Here is a 17,786-nt window from a genome sequence, read left to right on the forward strand (position 1 = left end):
ATGCTCTTCCACGTACGCATGGATGTCGCGATCCCACCGGACATGGATCCGCAGGTGCGGGCGCAGACTGTGCACCGGGAGAAGGAGTACTCCCAGCAGCTGCAGCGCGACGGCAAGTGGCCCCAAATCTGGCGCATCGTCGGCGAGTACGCGAACTACTCCATCTTCGACGTCGACTCCAATGACGAACTGCACCAGATCCTTTCGGGTCTGCCGCTGTTCCCGTACATGAAAATCCACGTCACACCGCTGGCGGTGCATCCGTCGGATGTGAAGGCGGGCTAGGGGTCAGCGGCTGCCCACAGGATCGTGGCGGCGTTTGGTCTCCAACCGATACCACGTCCACCAGAACAACAGCGCTGCGGCGATCGAGCCGGCCGCGGCCAGCCACTGCGAACTGAGGAACAGTCGCCACGCCGTCGGCTCGTCGTTCAGGTGCGCAGACGCGGCGAGCACCGTCTGGACCACACCGAGAGCGAGGCTGGCCGCCCCGACCGCACCGACCAGGACGACGAAGATCGTCCGCAGCGTGTAGCGGTGGGGTTCGGGCGACACCACCGCCCGGATCCGGCCGGTCCGCGCCAGCAGCAGGGAGGCGGTGGACGCCACGAACAGGGCGACGGCATTGGCGGCCAGCGTGTCGGACAGTCGGTGCGCGCCGATGATGACGGTGTAGGCGCCGATACCCACCGCCCAGGTGAGCGTGACGAACATCGCCACACCGCGGAAGCGATACGGCATCACCATCAACGTCGCGAACAGGAGGCACATCGCGGCCGTGGTGTGTCCACTCGGCAGCGTGTTCTCGGCGGAACCGCCGTCCGTCGCGGCAAGGTCGGGACGGGTCAGCAGGTGATACTTCAACACCTGGGTGACGGCCTGTCCGCCGAGGATGACGCCCAGTCCCGCGACGGCCAGCATGACCTGCCTGCGGAGCAAGCCGATCAGCGCGACGATGAACGCGGCACCGAGTTGCGACGTCACCGAGATCGTGTGGAACGCCTCCAACGCGACCCGATGCAGTTCGGGCTCGACCTGATCGGAACCGCGCAGGGCCGCGTCCTCGAGTCGTTGTCCGGTCGTGGTGTGCACGGCCAGCAGGTACACCGCGGCGCCGAACAGCAGCGCGAACCCCAGGACCGCCGCCCACTTGAATCGGGCTCCCCGCAACCGCCGATCACCGGCGACCACCACCAGCTTCTGTGACCGCGTCACCGGCCCTCCCGTCCGCTCAGTTTCACGACTGGCGGGTCGCGGCGATGAGAACCCCCCGGTGCTGGTCGTCCCGACGTCGACACTAGCGCGCGCAGCAAGAAGGCCCCGACCGGAACGGTCAGGGCCTTTCGCTGTTCACACGAGTCGGGGTGGCGGGATTCGAACCCACGACCTCTTCGTCCCGAACGAAGCACGCTACCAAGCTGCGCCACACCCCGAGTGAAGCCACGACAGCGTATCGCACGGCATGCCCTTGAAGCCAAACGGCCCGATCCGTTTACGACACGCCGCGGGAAGGAACAGGGGTGTCGGTGGCGTTATGCACACTGAGAAAAGAATTCGACCGGAACGGGGCGTGACATGACTGGCTTGGGCGCATCGATTTACCTGGGATTCTTCCTGCTGGCAGCGCTCTGGCTGTTCCTGACCTCCGATGTTCCGCTAACCCGGCGGCCCAAGGATCAGGACCAGCGGCCCGACCGCTCGAACTCCGCCAGCGACGCCGCGGACTCCGACGGCTCCATGCCGTGGCTGGTGAGCCACTCGTCGCAGAAGTAGGTGTCGTCGTAGCGGTCACCGCTGTCGGCGAGCAACGTCACCACCGAGCCGCTGCAACCGTTCTCGACCATCTCCGCCAGTAGTTTGAACGCACCCCACATGTTGGTTCCGGTGGACGGACCCACCCTGCGGCCCAGTACCCGGCTCACGTGGTGCGCGACGGCCACCGAACCGCTGTCGGGGACGCTGATCATCCGGTCCACCACCCCGGGCACGAACGACGGCTCCACCCGGGGGCGACCGATGCCCTCGATCCGCGACGACGCACCCGTCACCACGTCCGCGCCCTGCTCGTACGACGGAAAGAACGCCGAGTTCTCCGGATCGACCACACACAGCCGGGTCGGGTAGCGCCGGTACCGGATATAGCGCCCGATCGTCGCGCTCGTGCCGCCCGTGCCCGCTCCGACGACGATCCATTCCGGAACGGGATGGGTCTCTTCGCCGAGCTGCTGGAAGATCGACTCGGCGATGTTGTTGTTGCCGCGCCAGTCCGTGGCTCTTTCGGCGTTGGTGAACTGATCGAGGTAATGCCCGTTGGTCTGCTCGGCCAGCCGTTGCGCCTCGGCGTAGACCTCCGCCGCTTCCGAGACGAAATGGCAACGCCCGCCCTGTGATTCGATCAACGCGATCTTCGCCGCGCTCGTCGACGCCGGCATCACCGCGATGAACGGCAACCCCAGCATCGCCGCGAAGTAGGCCTCCGACACCGCCGTCGACCCCGACGACGCCTCGATCACCGTGGTGTCCTCGCCGATCCAGCCGTTGCACAGCGAGTACAGGAACAGCGAGCGCGCCAGTCGGTGCTTGAGACTGCCGGTGATGTGGGTGGTCTCGTCCTTCAGATACAGCGCGACGTCGACGTCGCCCGCCCAGCGTGACGGCAGCGGATATCGCAGCAGGTGCGTGTCAGCGCTGCGCCGCGCGTCGGCCTCGATCAACCGGACCGCGTTGTCCACCCATGCCCGGGACTGCTGACATCGACCCGACGGGCTCACCGCGCCGAGACGGCCGGATGCGACAACCCGGCGCCCGATCCGACGCCGGAGCCGCCGGTCGGCGCCGCAACCAAAGTCAGCAGCGTGGCCTCGGGCCGGCAGCAGAACCGCAGGGGCGCATACGGTGACGTACCGATACCGGCCGACACGTGCAACTGGGTGCGCGCACCCCACCGCGACGGGCCCTTCGCCCTGGACCGGTCGAGTTCGCAGTTGGTGACGATCGCGCCGTAGAACGGCACACACAGCTGACCGCCGTGGGTGTGACCGGCCATCACCAGTTGGTAGCCGTCGGCGGCGAACCGGTCCAGCACGCGCGGCTCGGGGGAGTGCGTCAGCCCCAGCGTCAGGTTCGCGGCCGGGTTCGCCGGGCCGGCGATCGTGTCGTAGCGGTCGCGTTTGAGATGCGGGTCGTCGACGCCTGCGGCCGCGATGTGCAGGCCGTTGACCTCGAACTCGCGCCGGGTGTGCGTCATGTCCAGCCAGCCGCGCTCGGTGAACGCCGCCCGCAGATCCTGCCACGGCAACGGCTCACCGTGGATGCGGCTGTTGGGCTTGGTCAGGTAATTGGCCGGGTTCTTCAACTTCGGCGCGAAATAGTCGTTGCTGCCGAACACGAAGACGCCGGGCACCGACAACAGATCCCCGAGCGCCTGCACCACCGACGGCACCGCCTTCGGGTGCGACAGGTTGTCCCCGGTGTTGACGACGAAGTCCGGCTCCCAGCGCGCGAGGTCGCGCAGCCAGGCCTGCTTGCGCCGCTGCTGCGGGCGCATGTGGATGTCGCTGATGTGCAACACCTTCAGCGGCGACGAACCCGGCGTGAGCACCGGCATCGTCGCCTCGCGGACGACGAACGCGTTGCGCTCGATCAGCGACGCGTACCCGATGCCTGCCACGAGCGTTCCCACCGACGCGGCGGCGGTGGTCTTGAGGATGGCGGCGGGGCCCCCGGAACGTGCAGACATGCACGCCAGTTTACTGCCCCGCGCCGGCGGTCACCGATCGTCGCGGATCAGCCGGGCGGCGGCGGTGGCGGCGGCGGAGGCGGGCCGAGCACGGGCACCGTGATCGGCGGAAGACCCGGTATCTCGATGACGGTCTGCCCCACCGGAGCCGGGGGCGCTCCCGGCGGCCCGCCGGGCGGGGGCGGCGGGGGAGCCGGCGCGACGCCGTTGGAGATCTGGATCGTGATGATCGAACCGGGCACCGTCTGGCCGCTGGGCGCCGTGCCCACGACCGCGCCGTAGGGCGAGGAACTGTTCACCGGCGTGGCCTGGTCGGCGACCTGGAAGCCGGCCTCACGCAGGCGTGCGCGGGCTGCGTCCTGGCTCATCCCCGCCACGGTCGGCACCTTCGATCCCGGCGCACCGTCCACATACCGCGGATCGGTCGGGGGCAGCGCCACGTCGCCGAACGAGGTGGCGATCGGCTTCATCGCGGTGAACCACGTCCGGGCCGGCTCATTGCCGCCGAACAGGTTCCCGGAACCGCACTGGCGCAGCGGGAACGAACACAGTTCGGTCGGCGCGGTGGAGTCGTCGTAGATGTAGCTGGCTGCGGCATAGCGGTTGGTGAAGCCCAGGAACGCCGAGGACCGGTTGGACTCGGTGGTCCCGGTCTTGCCCGACATCGGCAGATCCCAGCCGACCGATCCGGCGGCGCCTGCCGCGGTTCCCGCACCAGTGTCGTCCTTGCTCATCGCGTTGGCCAGTGTGTTGGCCAGACCCTCGGGGACCACCTGCTCACAGGTCTCGGTGGTGACCGACACCGGCTCGCCGTAGCGGTCGTGCACCTCGGCGATCGGGTTCGGCGGGCACCACACGCCGCCGGAGGCCAGCGTCGCGCCGACGTTGGACAGCTCCAGCGCGTTCACCTCGATCGGCCCGAGGGTGAACGAACCGATGTTCTGCCGCTTGACGAAATCGGCGAGGCTCTCGCTGCTCTCGGGGTCGTAGTCGCGCGCGGTGCCCGGCAGCGCGTAGGACCGCAGCCCGAGCCGCACGGCCATGTCGACCGCCCGCTGGACGCCGACCTGGGCGATCAGCTTCGCGAACGCGGTGTTCGGGGAGGTGGCCAGCGCGTCGGTGACGCTCATCGTGCCGCGGTAGTTGCCGGCGTTCTGCACGCACCAGGTCGCCGGCGGGCAGCCGCGGGCACCGCCGCTGCCCAGCCCCTTGGCCTCGAACCGCGACGGCGAGTCGAGCTGGGCGTTGATGCCCATGCCCATCTCCATCGCCGCGGCCGTGGTGAAGATCTTGAACACGGATCCGGCACCGTTGCCGACCAGGGAGAACGGCTGCGGCTGCATGGTCTCGCCGGCGTCGAGGTTCAGGCCGTAGGTGCGGTTGCTGGCCATCGCGAGCACCGGGTGCGATTCCTTGCCGGGCGCCACGACGCTCATCACGCTCGCGACACCGGGCAGGTCAGGGCTCGCGAACTGGGTGATCGCGTTCTTGACCGAGGCCTGGACATCGGGGTCCAGGGTCGTCTTGATCATGTAGCCGCCCTTGGCGACCTGATCCTTGCTGATCCCGGCGCGGGCCAGGTAGTCCAGCGCGTAGTCACAGAAGAAAGCGCGGTCGCCGGCGGCGATGCAGCCGCGCGGCAGCTCCTTGGGCTGCGGCAGGATGCCCAGCGGCTCCGCGCGGGCGGCACGCAGTTCGTCGGCGTACTCCGGCAGGTTCTCGATCATCGTGTCGAGCACGACGTTGCGGCGCGCCAGGGCGCCGTCGGGGTTGGTGTACGGGTTCAGCGCGCTCGTGGACTGGACCATGCCCGCCAGCAGTGCGGCCTGCTGCCAGTTCAGGTCGGTGGCGTTGATCCCGAAGTAGGTCTGCGCGGCGTCCTGCACGCCGAAGGCGCCGTTACCGAAGGAGACCAGGTTCAGGTAGCGCGTCAGGATCTCGGGCTTGGTGAACGTCTTGTCCAGCGTCAGCGCCATCCGGATCTCACGCAGCTTGCGCGCCGGCGTGGTCTCGATCGCGGCGCGCTTCTCGGCATCGGTCTGCGCGATCACCAGCAGCTGGTAGTTCTTGACGTACTGCTGCTCGATGGTCGATCCGCCGCGGGTGTCGAGGTTCCCCGACAGGTAACCGGACAAGCCGGTCAGCGTGCCCTGCCAGTCCACACCGTTGTGATCGGCAAACCTTTTGTCCTCGATGGACACGATCGCCAGTTTCATCGTGTTGGCGATCTGATCGCTCGGAACCTCGAACCTGCGCTGGCTGTAGAGCCAGGCGATCACGTTGCCCTTCGAGTCGGTCATCGTGGAGACCTGAGGGACCTCGCCCTCCACCAACTGGGCCGACCCGTTGGCCACCACATCGGAGGCCCGGTTCGACACCAACCCGAATCCGCCGACGACCGGAAACATCAATGCGGCGACGATCACGCTCGCCAGCACGACGCACCAGCCGAGCTTGATGACCGTCACCGCACGCGGTGGCTGTGTCGGGGGCTGCTCCGGCATGCGTACAGAGTAGCGACGAGTGCGCGCGCCGCATCCCTCGAGCAGCCACGACGACCGCCGGCGGGCACCTGGCAGAGGTCCGCCAAACGCCGCTGACTAGCACTTGTGCACGAACCGGGCGAGTGTGCGCGCGCACTGTACGCGCCGGACTGCACGGGCGTCCCAAAAAAGTGGTCACAGACGTATTGCGCAGAACGCCTTTGACCACCTAAATTGAGCGCACAGTGCGATGCAGGTCACACCAGGTACTCGCAATGTGGCGTAGATCGCACAAGCTTTCGACGCAAGGGTTAATAATCGTCTGCGTTGTCGGGGCGCGGCCAGAACGATAAGGGGAATCGCTGGTGTCAACAACCAAGCCCGCGGCTCGTCATACCACCGCCAATCCATCTGCTTCCGTCGTCGTGCACGGCAAGGAGGCCGAGGCCCGCATCGCGTGGGTCTCGCAGGCGCGGTGCCGTCAGACCGATCCGGACGAGCTGTTCGTCCGGGGGGCCGCACAGCGCAAGGCGGCAGTGATCTGCCGTCACTGCCCGGTGATCGCCGAGTGCGGCGCCGACGCGTTGGACAACCGCGTCGAGTTCGGTGTCTGGGGAGGTATGACCGAGCGTCAGCGGCGAGCACTTCTGAAGCAGCATCCAGAGGTTGTTTCGTGGGCTGACTTTTTTGCCGCGCAGCGCAAGCACCGCACTGCTGGCTAAGTCGACAGCCGGTCGAACCGCGATGGCCTGAGTTGCGGATCGGCCCTCTGCCGAACAAATTCACATCCCGATTCGTATGGCCGCGCCAGAAGGTGCGGCCATACGACTGTTCGGGCCTGATTCGCGGCCCAGCTACGCCGCGGGTGTCCCCTCGCCCGTGATCTGATCGGCGATCGCACGCAGCGCGTCCAGATCGGACACGTCGAACGGGAGCGAGGGCACACCGACCAATGCGACGTGCGGATTGGCGCCGGTGAACCGCGACAGCAGCCGCACCTCCCGTTTGGCGGTCAGCGCGCGCGCCGCGTGGATGCGCAGCGCCGCCACCGCGATCGAATCCGGGTCGGTCTTCTCCAGTTCGTCGGCGGCTTCGGCGGCCTTGTCGGCGTGCAGCTCACACAGCGTCGGATGAGTGCGGTTGAGGATCAGCCCGGCCAGCGGCATACGCTCCGACGAGAGCCGGTCGACGAAGAACGTCGCCTCGCGCAACGCGTCGGGTTCGGCCGCCGACACCACCACGAACTGGGTGCCGCGTCGCTTCAGCAGATCGTAGGTGCGGTCGGCCTTCTCGCGGAAACCACCGAACGTCGCGTCCAGCGATTGCACGAATCCTGCTGCGTCGGAGAGCATCTGGGAACCGAGAATGGTGGACATGCCCTTCATCGCCAGGCCCACCGCGCCGGTGACGAACCGGCCTAGACCCCGCCCCGGGGCAAGCAGCAGCCGCCACAGCCGGCTGTCCATGAAGCTGCCCAGCCGTTTCGGCGCATCCAGGAAGTCCAGCGCGTTGCGCGACGGTGGGGTGTCCACCACGATCAGATCCCACTTGTCTTCTGCCAGAAGCTGTCCCAGCTTCTCCATCGCCATGTACTCCTGCGTGCCGGCGAGTGAGGTGGCGACGGTTTGGTAGAACTGGTTGTCCAGAATCGCGTCCGCGGTCCCGGGTCCCGAGTACTGGATCACCATCTCGTCGAAGGTGCGCCGCATGTCGAGCATCATCGCGTGCAGCTCGCCGGTCACCTCGGGCGCCAACGGCACCCGCTGCGGGGTGTTGCCGAGGTCGCGGATGCCCAGTGCCTGCGCGAGCCGTTTGGCCGGGTCGATGGTCAACACCACGACGGTGCGCCCGTATTCGGCGGCCCGCAGCGCCATCGCGGCGGCCGTGGTCGTCTTGCCGACACCGCCCGCACCGCAACACACCACCACGCGGTTGGAGGTGTCGCGAAGGATCGAGGCCATGTCCAGGGCTGGTGGGTTCGCGCTCATGCTGTTCCTCCGCTCACCGCACGCCCTGGTGGGCGAGCTCGTCTGCGAGTTCGTACAGGCTGCCGAGGTCCACACCGTCGGGCAGCGTGGGCAGGTCGAGGCGCGCCACGTCGAGCGCGGCGAGCTGCTCGGCGCTCTCGGTGCGCGCCCTGATGCGGGTCGCGTGCTGGATCGTCTCGGTCAGCAGCCCGGCGAAATCGCTGTCGGACAACGTGATTCCGACGCGCCCCAGGCCGGCCCGGACCGCGTCGGCGTCGATGACACCCTCGGCGGCCTTGGCCAGGTCGTCCGGGGCCAGATAGGACGGGATGTTGCGGTTGACGATGACGCTGCCGATCGGCAGGCCCATCTCGCGCAGTTCGTCGATCGCCTCCAGCGTCTCCTGGATCGGCAGCGCCTCCAACAACGTGACGAGATGGATCGCCGTCAGATCGGAGTGCAGCAGCTTGACCACGCCGTCGGCCTGCGAGTGCACCGGCCCGCCCTTGGCGAGGTCCGACACCGCCTTCGTGACGTCGAGGAACCGCGCGATGCGCCCCGTCGGGGGGGAGTCGACGACCACCGCGTCGTACGCGGTGCCCCTGCCGCGTGGCTGCTCTTTCTCGTTGCGGGTGACGATCTCCTTGATCTTCCCGGTCAACAGCACATCACGCAGACCCGGCGCGATCGTCGTCGCGAACTCGACGGCCCCGATCCGGCGCATCGCCCGGCCGGCCAGCCCCAGGTTGTAGAACATGTCGAGGTATTCCAGGAACGCCGCCTCGGTGTCGATCGCCAGCGCGTTGACCTGGCCCCCACCTTCGGCGGTGGCGATCTTGACCTCTTCGTAGGGCAGCGGAGGCACATCGAAGAGTTGTGCAATGCCTTGGCGGCCTTCCACTTCCACCAACAGCACCTTGCGCCCGCCGGCCGCCAGCGCCAAGGCCAGCGCCGCGGCGATCGTCGACTTGCCGGTGCCGCCCTTGCCCGACACGAAATGCAGGCGGGCTTTGGTCAGGCGCGACGGCCATCCGACCGGCTTGGGACCGTCCGTTGTCCCCGAAGATGTGGTAGCCACTCAAGCATGCTAGCCATAGCTCGTTCGTCGGCGGATAAGCTCAGCCGCATGACCGAACGGACCCAATGGGAGTACGCGACCGTCCCTCTGCTGACGCACGCCACCAAGCAGATCCTCGACCAGTGGGGTGAGGACGGCTGGGAACTGGTCTCGGTGCTGCCGGGGCCCACCGGCGAGCAACACGTCGCCTACCTGAAGCGGGCCAAGTGAGCGCGTGGTCGGAGCGGCTTGCCGAGCTCGGGATCGAGTTGCCCCAGGCCGTCGCGCCGCTGGCGGCCTATGTTCCGGCGGTGCGCACCGGCAACCTCGTCTACACCGCGGGCCAGTTGCCGATCAGCGGCGGTGAGTTGCAGGCGACCGGCAAGGTCGGTGCCGACGTGAGCCCCGACGACGCCAAGCACCTGGCCCGGCAGTGCGCGCTCAACGCGCTGGCGGCCGTGCATGCGCTGGCCGGAATCGATTCGGTGGTCAAGATCGTCAAGGTCGTCGGCTTCGTCGCGTCGGCGCCCGGATTCGACGGGCAGCCCGGCGTGATCAACGGCGCTTCGGAACTGTTCGGCGAGATCTTCGGCGAGGCCGGTGCGCATGCCCGGTCGGCGGTCGGGGTGTCGGAGTTGCCGCGCAACGCGCCGGTGGAAGTGGAAGTGATCGTAGAGGTCGCGTGAGCGAGCACCCGGCCTACGGACTACTGCGGCCCGTCACCGACACCGCGTCGGTGCTGCTGTGCGAGAACCCGGGGCTGATGACGCTGGACGGCACCAACACCTGGGTGCTGCGTGGACCCGGCAGCGACGAGATGGTCGTGATCGACCCGGGCCCCGACGACAAGGACGAGCACATCGAGCGCCTCGCCGCGCTGGGCCCGATCCCGCTGGTGCTGATCAGTCACCGGCACAGCGACCACACCGGCGGCATCGACCGTCTCGTCGACATGACCGGCGCCGTGGTGCGGTCGGTCGGCAGCGGTTTCCAGCGCGGCCTGGGCGGCCCGCTCGTCGACGGTGAGGTGATCGACGCCGCCGGCCTGGAGATCACGGTGATGGCGACGCCCGGGCACACCGCGGACTCGGTGTCGTTCCTGCTCGACGATGCGGTGCTGACCGCCGACACCATCCTCGGCCGCGGCACCACCGTCATCGACAAGGAGGACGGCGGCCTCGGGGACTATCTGGAGTCGCTGCGCCGGTTGCGCGGCATCGGTCACCGCACGGTGCTTCCGGGACACGGCCCCGAACTCGACGACCTGGTGGCCGTCAGCGACATGTACCTCGCCCATCGCGAGGAACGTCTCGAACAGGTGCGGGGAGCGCTCCGCGACCTCGGTGAAGACGCCGCCGCCCGTCAGGTCGTCGAGCACGTCTACACCGATGTCGACGAGAAACTGTGGGACGCGGCCGAATGGTCGGTCCAGGCCCAGTTGGACTTCCTGCGGAGCTGAGCCTCGCCGACATTGCGTTCCGGCAGACGTCTACTCGCACTTCTTCTGCTGGAATGCCATTTCGGCGGAGGAACTACCTCGCTCGTTACCTCGCTCGGCGCGCCAGCCGTTCGCTGTCGCTGATCAGCACGCTCTTGCCCTCCAGCCGGATCCAGCCGCGGTGGGCGAAATCGGCCAGCGCCTTGTTCACGGTCTCGCGCGATGCACCGACCAGCTGGGCGATCTCTTCCTGGGTCAGGTCGTGGGTCACGCGCAGCGCGCCGCCCTCCTGCGTCCCGAAGCGCTGCGCGAGCTGCAGCAGCTGCTTGGCGACACGGCCGGGCACATCGGTGAAGATCAGGTCGGCGAGGTTGTTGTTGGTGCGGCGCAGCCGGCGGGCCAGCACGCGCAGCAACTGCTCGGCGATCTCGGGCCGGTCGGCGATCCACGCGCGCAGCGCGTCGCGGTCCATCGACACCGCGCGCACCTCGGTGATCGTGGTGGCGCTCGAGGTCCGCGGGCCGGGATCGAAGATCGACAGCTCGCCGAACATGTCCGACGGGCCCATGATCGTCAGCAGGTTCTCGCGGCCGTCCGGCGAACGACGTCCGATCTTCACCTTGCCGGAGATGATGATGTACAGCCGATCGCCGGGCTCACCCTCCGCGAACACGGTGTGCCCGCGCGGAAAGTCGACAGGTTGGAGTTGCTTGGTCAGCGCGGAGACCGCGCTGGGCTCGACTCCCTGGAAGATTCCGGCCCTCGCCAGGATCTCGTCCACGTTGCCCCTTTGATGTGCGTTCGGTGTTCAGCAAGTTTGCGAGGCGACCTCGAAAGGTCGTGAGATCAGTCTAGTGGTTCGCCCTTTGTGACCTGCTCACGCTACACACGATTGGCATGTCGAGTCTGCCGAAATTCAGGATTGGCGAGGTGCTGGAGGTAGTCGCCGGTCGGCAAAGCGCGGGCGGAGATGGCTTCGGTGTACATGGGCAACGACGCGGGCAACGATGCGCTCTGCTCGCACACACACTCTGATCCGGTGTAGGGCACCGTGTCCGCGACCTCGCGGGCGCGGGCTTCGGCCTCGGTGGCCTTGGCCTGCTCCAGGAATTCGTCGACGTCGGCCGCTGACAGGGTGCCGTCACGCAACCCGGACTCGACGCGCTCCAACCCGAAGGTCGCAACCATCAGCAACCCCGGGATCAGCACGACGAGCAACCACGACACGAGGGGAAGTAAACACCGCCAAGGTCTCAGCGGGATCACGAAAAGTCCACGTTAAGGACCGATCCGCGCCGGGCGCGTCGCGTGTCGGTCAGTACGCTGGCCTGGTGACCGTCAGTGAGTCCTCGGCCGGTGGCCGCACCGGCGCGACGACGGCCCGCCGGAAGAGTTCCGCCAAGTGGGACAAAGAAACCCGGCTGGGTCTGGTGCGCCGTGCGCGTCGCATGAATCGTGCTCTGGCGGAGGCTTTCCCGCATGTCTACTGCGAGCTGGATTTCACCAACCCGCTGGAGCTGACCGTCGCGACCATCCTGTCGGCCCAGAGCACCGACAAACGGGTCAACCTGACCACCCCCGCGCTGTTCGCCAAGTACCGGACCGCCCGCGACTACGCCACCGCCGACCGCGCCGAACTCGAAGAGTTGATCCGGCCCACCGGCTTCTACCGGAACAAGGCCACCGCGCTCATCGGTCTGGGCCAGGCGCTGGAGGAACGCTTCGACGGCGAGGTGCCCCGCACGCTCGACGAACTCGTCACCCTGCCCGGTATCGGGCGCAAGACGGCCAACGTGGTGCTGGGCAACGCGTTCGACATCCCCGGCATCACCGTCGACACCCATTTCGGAAGGCTCGTGCGCCGCTGGCGGTGGACGGCCGAGGAGGACCCGGTCAAGGTCGAGCACGCCGTCGGCGAGCTGATCGAGCGCAGCGAGTGGACACTGCTCAGCCACCGGGTGATCTTCCACGGCCGCCGCGTCTGCCACGCGCGCAAGCCGGCCTGCGGGGTGTGCGTGCTCGCCAAGGACTGCCCGTCCTACGGCCTCGGTCCCACCGATCCGGTGGTCGCCGCACCGCTGGTGAAGGGTCCCGAAACCGAGCACCTGCTGGCGCTGGCCGGGCTCTAGGGGCGTGAGCGCATCCGCCCGCTGGAGCGTCGTGGCGTTGGTCATCCTCGTCGCGCTGGGCATCGCACTGTGGACCGAGCTCGGTGACGACCCGGGCACCTCGTCGCGCACCGAAGTCCCGTCCGCGCGGGACCGGCGCGACGCCGACACCCCCGAAGCACTTGCGGCGCCGCGCGCCGCGGCCGCGCTGCAACCCTGTCCCGCGCCCGGGGGTGGGGCCGGGCCGGACGCGCTGCGCGGCATCGTCCTCGAATGCGTCGGCGACGGATCGCAGGTCGACATCGCCCGTGCCGTCGCGGGCCGGCCCGTCGTACTGAACTTGTGGGCCTACTGGTGCGGGCCGTGCGCCGACGAACTACCCGCGATGGCCGAGTACCAGCGCCGGGTCGGCCCCGAGGTGCTGGTGCTGACCGTCCACCAGGACGAGAACGAGAGCGCCGCGCTGCTGCGGCTGGCCGAACTGGGCGTGCACCTGCCAACCGTGCAGGACGGTCGCCGTCGCATCGCCGCCGCGCTGGGCGTCCCGAACGTGATGCCCGCAACTGTGGTGTTGCGCGCCGACGGTAGCGTTGCCGAAATCCTGCCCCGGTCCTTCGCGACGGCCGACGACATCGCCGCAGCGGTCGACCCGAAGATTGGAGTCCCGTGAGCTGGGACAGCCCAGAAGGTGAGCTGACGCCGTCGGCCGCGCCGCCCTGGCTGGCGCCGCTGGTCGACAACCCCGGCGCCGTCAAGAACGCCTATCGCCGCCGCGTGCCCGCCGAGGTGCTGGCCGCGCTGACCGCCGCCAACACGACGGCGGCGGTGACCGGGACCCGCCGCGACGCCGCGGTGCTCGCGCTGTTCTCGGGGCCCGTGAACGGCGCCCCCGGTTCGCTGCCCGACGACGCGGACCTGCTCGTCACCGTGCGGGCCGCGACGCTACGTCACCACGCGGGACAGGCCGCGTTCCCCGGCGGCGCCGCCGACCCGGACGATCGCAGCCCCGTCCACACCGCGCTGCGGGAGGCCACCGAGGAGACCGGCCTCGCCGCCGGCCGGGTGCAGCCGCTGGCCACGCTGGACAAGATGTTCATCCCGCCGTCGGGATTCCACGTCGTGCCCGTGCTCGCGTACTCACCGGATCCGGGCCCGGTGACGGTCGTCGACAAGTCCGAGACCGCGCACGTCGCACGCGTTCCGGTGCGCGCGTTCGTCAACCCGGAGAACCGGATCATGGTGTACCGCGGCGAGAACACGCGCCGCACCGCGGGCCCGGCGTTCCTGCTCAACGAGATGCTGGTGTGGGGGTTCACCGGCCAGGTCATCTCCGCGATGCTCGACGTCGCCGGGTGGGCGCAGCCGTGGGAAACCGACAAACTCTACGAACTCAGCGATGCAATGGCGCTCCTGGACGCCGAGGACAGCTACGGTGAGGCCCAACGATGAACTCGTCACAATGGCTTGATATCGCCATCCTCGCCGTGGCGCTCCTCGCCGCCGTATCGGGCTGGCGATCAGGGGCGCCCGGTTCGTTGATGGCCCTGGTCGGTGTCGCGCTCGGCGCCGGCGCCGGAATCCTGCTGGCCCCGCACGTCGTGAGCTACTTCGACGGACCCCGCACGAAACTGTTCGTGACCCTGTTCCTGATCCTGGTGCTCGTCGTGATCGGCGAGATCGCCGGTGTGGTGCTGGGTCGCGCGGTGCGCGGCGCGATCCGCAACCCCGCTCTGCGACTGGCGGATTCGGTCGTCGGCGTCGCGCTGCAACTGGTCCTGGTACTCACCGCGTCGTGGCTGCTCGGCACGGCGCTGGTGTCCTCGCCGCAACCGAACCTGGCCGCCGCGGTGTCCGGGTCGAAGGTGATCGCCGAGGTCGACTCGGTGGCCCCCGGCTGGCTGCGCGCGGTGCCCAACCGGTTGTCGGCGCTGTGGGAGACCGCGGGCCTGCACGACGTGCTCAAACCGTTCGGGCCGACCCCGGTCGCCGAGATCGACCCGCCGGACGCGGCGCTCGCCACCTCGCCGATCGTGAACCAGACGCGCTCCAGCGTGGTCAAGGTCAAGGGCGTCGCGCAGAGCTGCCAGAAAGTGCTCGAAGGCACCGGTTTCGTCGTCGCCCCGAACCGGGTGATGTCCAACGCGCATGTGGTGGCCGGTTCGGACACCGTCACCATCCTGGTCGACGACCAGGAGTACGAGGCCAGCGTGGTGTCGTATGACCCCAACGCCGACATCTCGATCCTCGACGTCCCGAACCTGCCGTCGGCCCCGCTACAGTTCGTCGACCAGATCGCGGCGAGCGGCACCGACGGCATCGTGATGGGTTATCCCGGTGGAGGCGACTTCACCCCGACCCCCGCGCGGGTCCGCGAGGTCATCGAGCTCAACGGTCCCGACATCTACCGCTCGACGACCGTCACCCGCGAGGTCTACACCATCCGCGGCCAGGTCAAGCAGGGCAATTCGGGCGGACCGATGATCAACCGGCAGGGCAAGGTGCTCGGGGTGGTGTTCGGCGCCGCCGTCGACGACGTCGACACCGGCTTCGTGCTGACCGCCGAAGAGGTGGCGCCGCAGATGGCCAAGGTCGGCAACGTCGCGCCGGTCCCGACGGGAACCTGCATCAGCGCCGGTTGAGGCTCAGGCGTATACCTGCCGCAGGAAGCGCATCAGCTGGTCGTTGACCGCCTCCGGCGCCTCCTCGTGGGCGAAATGCCCGGCGCCCGCGATCGACACGTAGCGTCCGTGCGGCGCGTAGCGCTGGGTTCGGTACACCGGGTCGGGCAGCACATACGGGTCGGTGTCGCCGCGCAGGTGCAGCATCGGCACCGCCAGCGGCCGGCGCATCGAGCGCATGAAACGCCGCCCCTCGGCGCGCAGCTGGCTGCGCACCGCCCACCGCTGGTATTCCAGCGCACAGTGCGCGGCGGACGGGATCTGGATGGCCCGGCGAAGGTGCCCGATGGTCTCCGCGAAATCCTCACCGACCTGCCATCGCGCGCTGGACCGGCTGCGCACCAGACGTTCGAGCTCGGCGCCGTCGTGGCGGGTCAGCGCCTTCTCCGGCCACATCGGAACCTGGTAGCGCAGCATCCACGGCAGCAATGCCCGGCCCTGGTCGCGCCGGCGCATCGTCGAGGCCCTCAATGCGGCCGGATGCGGGGAGCTGACGACCGCGATGGCCCGCACCACCCGCGGGTGCAGCACCGAGGTAGCCCAGCAGACCAGGCCGCCGTCCGCGTGCCCGACCAGCGTCGCGCTGTTGTGCCCCAGCGCGCGCACCAGCCCGGCGGTGTCGCCGGCCAGCGTCCAGCCGTCATAGCCGCGCGGCGGCTTGTCGCTGCCGCCGTACCCGCGCAGATCGACGGCCACCACCCGCGCCCCGGACAGCCCTTTGAGTTGGTGACGCCACGACCACCAGAACGAGCCGAAGCCGTGCAGCAGGATCACCAGCGGCCGGTCGGTGAGCGGCCGGGTCGGGTCGGCGGGGACGTCGTCATCCGGCCGCAGCGCCTCCACCACGTGGAAGCGGATCCCGTTGGCGTGGACATCGAGATGGCGCCAGGGCCCCCCGATGCGTACGACCGACGGGTCGGGTCGGCCCATTACCAGCCGGACGGGTCTTTTTGCGCCGCGGGCTGACCGTCGGTCGTCGCGACGGCCCTCTTGTCGTGACCGGGGGTGAACGCGTCGGGAAGTTCCTTGACCGTCTCGATGGTCTTCTGCGGACCGCGGATCCGGCGGACCTTCAGATAGCCCAACAACGCCAGCAGCGCCGTGACCACGACCATGATCCCGAACACGATCAGGTACGCCGCCCAGGTGTACAGCCACTCGTCGAGCAGCACGGCCACGAACAGGAAGAAGAAGAACGTCGAGTAGAACAGCACGACCAGCGCCGCGATGAAGAAGACGCTGCCGGTCAGGCCCTTCTTGACGTCGCGGGTGATCTCGGCCTTGGCCAGCTCGACCTCGGCGCGCACCAGCGTCGAGACCTGCGCGGTGGCGTCCTTGACCAGATCGCCGATCGACGGATCGGGCTTCGGTGCGTGCGGGTCCACCAGCGGTATCGACGTCACGGTATTGGGCACGCCGTTCCTGCGGTCGCTCACGAAAGCTTCCTTCCCGCTTGTGTCCTGGGTCGCGTTCATGTTGCCACGTGGCGCGCCGCTAAACGATTCCGGCCGACGATAGACTGCCTACATTCCTTGCTGGGGGTTCAGGCACGTCGGGGATTTCGGGCTTTGAGATCGGGAGGGACCAACTTGGCGACCACCAACCCCCGGCTGACGGTGCGTGCCGCGGCCACGGTTCTGCTTGCCGCGCTGACCGTCATCGCGGGTGCGGTCACCGGCATCTCCGCCGCGCACGCACAGACCGGGATCCCGCTCGGCGGCGGGTCGGGCCTGGTCGTCAACGGTGAGACATTGTGCACGCTGACCGCGATCGGCACCGACAACCGGGGCAATCTCATCGGCTTCACGTCCGCGCACTGCGGCGGACCCGGTGCCGTGGTCGCCGCCGAAGCCGCCCAGAACGCCGGCGTCGTCGGCGAGATGGTGGCGGGCAACGACATGCTCGACTACGCGGTGATCAAGTTCGATCCCACCAAGGTGGTGCCCGTCAACGAGGTCAACGGCTTCCGTATCGACGGGCTCGGCCCCGACCCGGCGTTCGGTGATGTGGCGTGCAAGCTGGGCCGCACCACCGGCTACTCGTGCGGCGTCACCTGGGGTCCAGGCCAGGAGCCGGGCACCATCCTCAACCAGGTGTGCGGAGGTCCGGGCGACTCGGGTGGCCCGGTCACCGTCAACAACCGACTGGTCGGCATGCTGCACGGCGCCTTCTCCGAGGACCTGCCGACGTGCGTCGTGAAGTTCATCCCGCTGCACACCCCTGCGGTGACGATGTCGTTCAACACCCAGCTGGCCGACATCGTCGCCAAGAACCGACCGGGAAGCGGATTCGTCCCGGTCGGCTCCCGCTGACGGA

Annotated in this window: 20 protein-coding genes and 1 tRNA gene; 10 read left to right on the forward strand and 11 right to left on the reverse strand. The window is 68.5% G+C overall.

Annotated features, from left to right (window positions below; all coding sequences use genetic code 11):
* Positions 1 to 285: a muconolactone Delta-isomerase gene (catC, locus tag NTM_RS09665; protein WP_163766171.1), complete on the forward strand. Its 285-nt coding sequence runs from the start codon at positions 1 to 3 to the stop codon at positions 283 to 285.
* Positions 286 to 288: 3 nt separating this feature from the next.
* Here the strand turns inward: catC and NTM_RS09670 are convergent, their stop codons facing one another.
* The 5 genes from NTM_RS09670 to ponA2 form a co-directional block, all read right to left on the reverse strand.
* The gene (locus NTM_RS09670; protein ID WP_163766172.1) at positions 289 to 1,215 is read right to left on the reverse strand and encodes a phosphatase PAP2 family protein; all 927 of its coding nucleotides are present in this window, start codon (positions 1,213 to 1,215) and stop codon (positions 289 to 291) included.
* Positions 1,216 to 1,359: 144 nt separating this feature from the next.
* A tRNA-Pro gene (locus NTM_RS09675) sits at positions 1,360 to 1,433 on the reverse strand.
* 243 nt (positions 1,434 to 1,676) lie between these two features.
* Positions 1,677 to 2,771 (reverse strand): L-cysteine desulfhydrase Cds1, encoded by a 1,095-nt coding sequence (cds1, locus tag NTM_RS09685; RefSeq protein ID WP_104862637.1) that lies wholly within the window; start codon positions 2,769 to 2,771, stop codon positions 1,677 to 1,679.
* A complete protein-coding gene (locus tag NTM_RS09690; protein ID WP_104862636.1) occupies positions 2,768 to 3,739 on the reverse strand; it encodes a metallophosphoesterase in 972 nt (323 codons plus the stop codon). The genes cds1 and NTM_RS09690 overlap by 4 nt, the downstream gene beginning before the upstream one ends.
* 47 nt (positions 3,740 to 3,786) lie before the next feature.
* On the reverse strand, positions 3,787 to 6,243 hold the full coding sequence (gene ponA2, locus NTM_RS09695) for a transglycosylase/D,D-transpeptidase PonA2 (protein ID WP_104862635.1): 2,457 nt from the start codon (positions 6,241 to 6,243) through the stop codon (positions 3,787 to 3,789).
* A gap of 344 nt (positions 6,244 to 6,587) precedes the next feature.
* Between ponA2 and NTM_RS09700 the strand changes: the two genes are divergently transcribed.
* The gene (locus NTM_RS09700) at positions 6,588 to 6,944 is read left to right on the forward strand and encodes a WhiB family transcriptional regulator (protein WP_104862634.1); all 357 of its coding nucleotides are present in this window, start codon (positions 6,588 to 6,590) and stop codon (positions 6,942 to 6,944) included.
* Between the two features lie 132 nt (positions 6,945 to 7,076).
* Here NTM_RS09700 and bagB read toward each other — a convergent pair whose 3' ends face one another.
* Together bagB and bagA are read right to left on the reverse strand one after the other, a co-directional pair.
* Positions 7,077 to 8,210 carry an ArsA family ATPase gene (gene bagB / locus NTM_RS09705; protein ID WP_104862633.1) on the reverse strand — a complete coding sequence of 378 codons (1,134 nt, stop codon included), beginning with the start codon at positions 8,208 to 8,210 and terminating at the stop codon, positions 7,077 to 7,079.
* Between the two features lie 13 nt (positions 8,211 to 8,223).
* Complete coding sequence (gene bagA / locus NTM_RS09710) at positions 8,224 to 9,267, reverse strand: ATPase BagA (protein WP_104862632.1); 1,044 nt, start codon at positions 9,265 to 9,267, stop codon at positions 8,224 to 8,226.
* A gap of 48 nt (positions 9,268 to 9,315) precedes the next feature.
* On the opposite strand from bagA, the gene sp36 reads away from it, so the two are divergent.
* Genes sp36 through NTM_RS09725 form a run of 3 tightly spaced genes read left to right on the forward strand, consistent with a single transcriptional unit; the run spans position 9,316 to position 10,705 of the window.
* Positions 9,316 to 9,477: a Sp36 family protein gene (gene sp36 / locus NTM_RS09715; RefSeq protein ID WP_104862631.1), complete on the forward strand. Its 162-nt coding sequence runs from the start codon at positions 9,316 to 9,318 to the stop codon at positions 9,475 to 9,477.
* Positions 9,474 to 9,932: a RidA family protein gene (locus NTM_RS09720; RefSeq protein ID WP_163766173.1), complete on the forward strand. Its 459-nt coding sequence runs from the start codon at positions 9,474 to 9,476 to the stop codon at positions 9,930 to 9,932. Before sp36 ends, NTM_RS09720 begins: the two co-directional genes overlap by 4 nt.
* Positions 9,929 to 10,705 (forward strand): MBL fold metallo-hydrolase, encoded by a 777-nt coding sequence (locus NTM_RS09725; protein ID WP_163766174.1) that lies wholly within the window; start codon positions 9,929 to 9,931, stop codon positions 10,703 to 10,705. The genes NTM_RS09720 and NTM_RS09725 overlap by 4 nt, the downstream gene beginning before the upstream one ends.
* An 85-nt stretch (positions 10,706 to 10,790) precedes the next feature.
* Here NTM_RS09725 and crp read toward each other — a convergent pair whose 3' ends face one another.
* Positions 10,791 to 11,465 carry a cAMP-activated global transcriptional regulator CRP gene (crp, locus tag NTM_RS09730; protein ID WP_005138643.1) on the reverse strand — a complete coding sequence of 225 codons (675 nt, stop codon included), beginning with the start codon at positions 11,463 to 11,465 and terminating at the stop codon, positions 10,791 to 10,793.
* A 101-nt stretch (positions 11,466 to 11,566) separates the two neighbouring features.
* Positions 11,567 to 11,911 (reverse strand): hypothetical protein, encoded by a 345-nt coding sequence (locus tag NTM_RS09735; protein ID WP_163766175.1) that lies wholly within the window; start codon positions 11,909 to 11,911, stop codon positions 11,567 to 11,569.
* A 104-nt stretch (positions 11,912 to 12,015) separates the two neighbouring features.
* Between NTM_RS09735 and nth the strand changes: the two genes are divergently transcribed.
* Genes nth through marP form a run of 4 tightly spaced genes read left to right on the forward strand, consistent with a single transcriptional unit; the run spans position 12,016 to position 15,431 of the window.
* A complete protein-coding gene (gene nth / locus NTM_RS09740; RefSeq protein ID WP_163766176.1) occupies positions 12,016 to 12,813 on the forward strand; it encodes an endonuclease III in 798 nt (265 codons plus the stop codon).
* Between the two features lie 4 nt (positions 12,814 to 12,817).
* Positions 12,818 to 13,462, forward strand: a complete 645-nt coding sequence (locus tag NTM_RS09745; protein ID WP_163766177.1) for a TlpA family protein disulfide reductase — start codon at positions 12,818 to 12,820, stop codon at positions 13,460 to 13,462.
* Positions 13,459 to 14,241 (forward strand): NUDIX hydrolase, encoded by a 783-nt coding sequence (locus NTM_RS09750; RefSeq protein ID WP_163766178.1) that lies wholly within the window; start codon positions 13,459 to 13,461, stop codon positions 14,239 to 14,241. Before NTM_RS09745 ends, NTM_RS09750 begins: the two co-directional genes overlap by 4 nt.
* Positions 14,238 to 15,431 (forward strand): acid resistance serine protease MarP, encoded by a 1,194-nt coding sequence (gene marP, locus NTM_RS09755; protein ID WP_104862624.1) that lies wholly within the window; start codon positions 14,238 to 14,240, stop codon positions 15,429 to 15,431. Before NTM_RS09750 ends, marP begins: the two co-directional genes overlap by 4 nt.
* Positions 15,432 to 15,434: 3 nt before the next feature.
* Here marP and NTM_RS09760 read toward each other — a convergent pair whose 3' ends face one another.
* Both NTM_RS09760 and NTM_RS09765 read right to left on the reverse strand, forming a co-directional pair.
* Positions 15,435 to 16,400, reverse strand: coding sequence for an alpha/beta fold hydrolase (locus NTM_RS09760; RefSeq protein WP_104862623.1), 966 nt, complete (start codon positions 16,398 to 16,400; stop codon positions 15,435 to 15,437).
* Complete coding sequence (locus tag NTM_RS09765; protein ID WP_104862622.1) at positions 16,400 to 16,945, reverse strand: phage holin family protein; 546 nt, start codon at positions 16,943 to 16,945, stop codon at positions 16,400 to 16,402. Before NTM_RS09765 ends, NTM_RS09760 begins: the two co-directional genes overlap by 1 nt.
* A gap of 174 nt (positions 16,946 to 17,119) precedes the next feature.
* Here NTM_RS09765 and NTM_RS09770 point away from each other — a divergent pair, with 174 nt between their 5' ends.
* Entirely contained in the window at positions 17,120 to 17,782 is a 663-nt protein-coding gene (locus tag NTM_RS09770) for a chymotrypsin family serine protease (RefSeq protein WP_104862849.1), read from the forward strand.
* Positions 17,783 to 17,786: the final 4 nt, after the last annotated feature.

It is taken from the genome of Mycolicibacterium parafortuitum, from assembly GCF_010725485.1.
Taxonomy (GTDB): domain Bacteria; phylum Actinomycetota; class Actinomycetes; order Mycobacteriales; family Mycobacteriaceae; genus Mycobacterium.

Bases quoted from the DNA above. Each gene is read 5' to 3' on its own strand.
- catC (WP_163766171.1), top strand. From the start codon at position 1: ATGCTCTTCCACGTACGCATGGATGTCGCGATCCCACCGGACATGGAT.
- NTM_RS09690 (WP_104862636.1), bottom strand. From the start codon at position 3,739: ATGTCTGCACGTTCCGGGGGCCCCGCCGCCATCCTCAAGACCACCGCC.
- ponA2 (WP_104862635.1), bottom strand. From the start codon at position 6,243: ATGCCGGAGCAGCCCCCGACACAGCCACCGCGTGCGGTGACGGTCATC.
- bagB (WP_104862633.1), bottom strand. From the start codon at position 8,210: ATGAGCGCGAACCCACCAGCCCTGGACATGGCCTCGATCCTTCGCGAC.
- sp36 (WP_104862631.1), top strand. From the start codon at position 9,316: ATGACCGAACGGACCCAATGGGAGTACGCGACCGTCCCTCTGCTGACG.
- marP (WP_104862624.1), top strand. From the start codon at position 14,238: ATGAACTCGTCACAATGGCTTGATATCGCCATCCTCGCCGTGGCGCTC.
- NTM_RS09760 (WP_104862623.1), bottom strand. From the start codon at position 16,400: ATGGGCCGACCCGACCCGTCGGTCGTACGCATCGGGGGGCCCTGGCGC.
- NTM_RS09765 (WP_104862622.1), bottom strand. From the start codon at position 16,945: ATGAACGCGACCCAGGACACAAGCGGGAAGGAAGCTTTCGTGAGCGAC.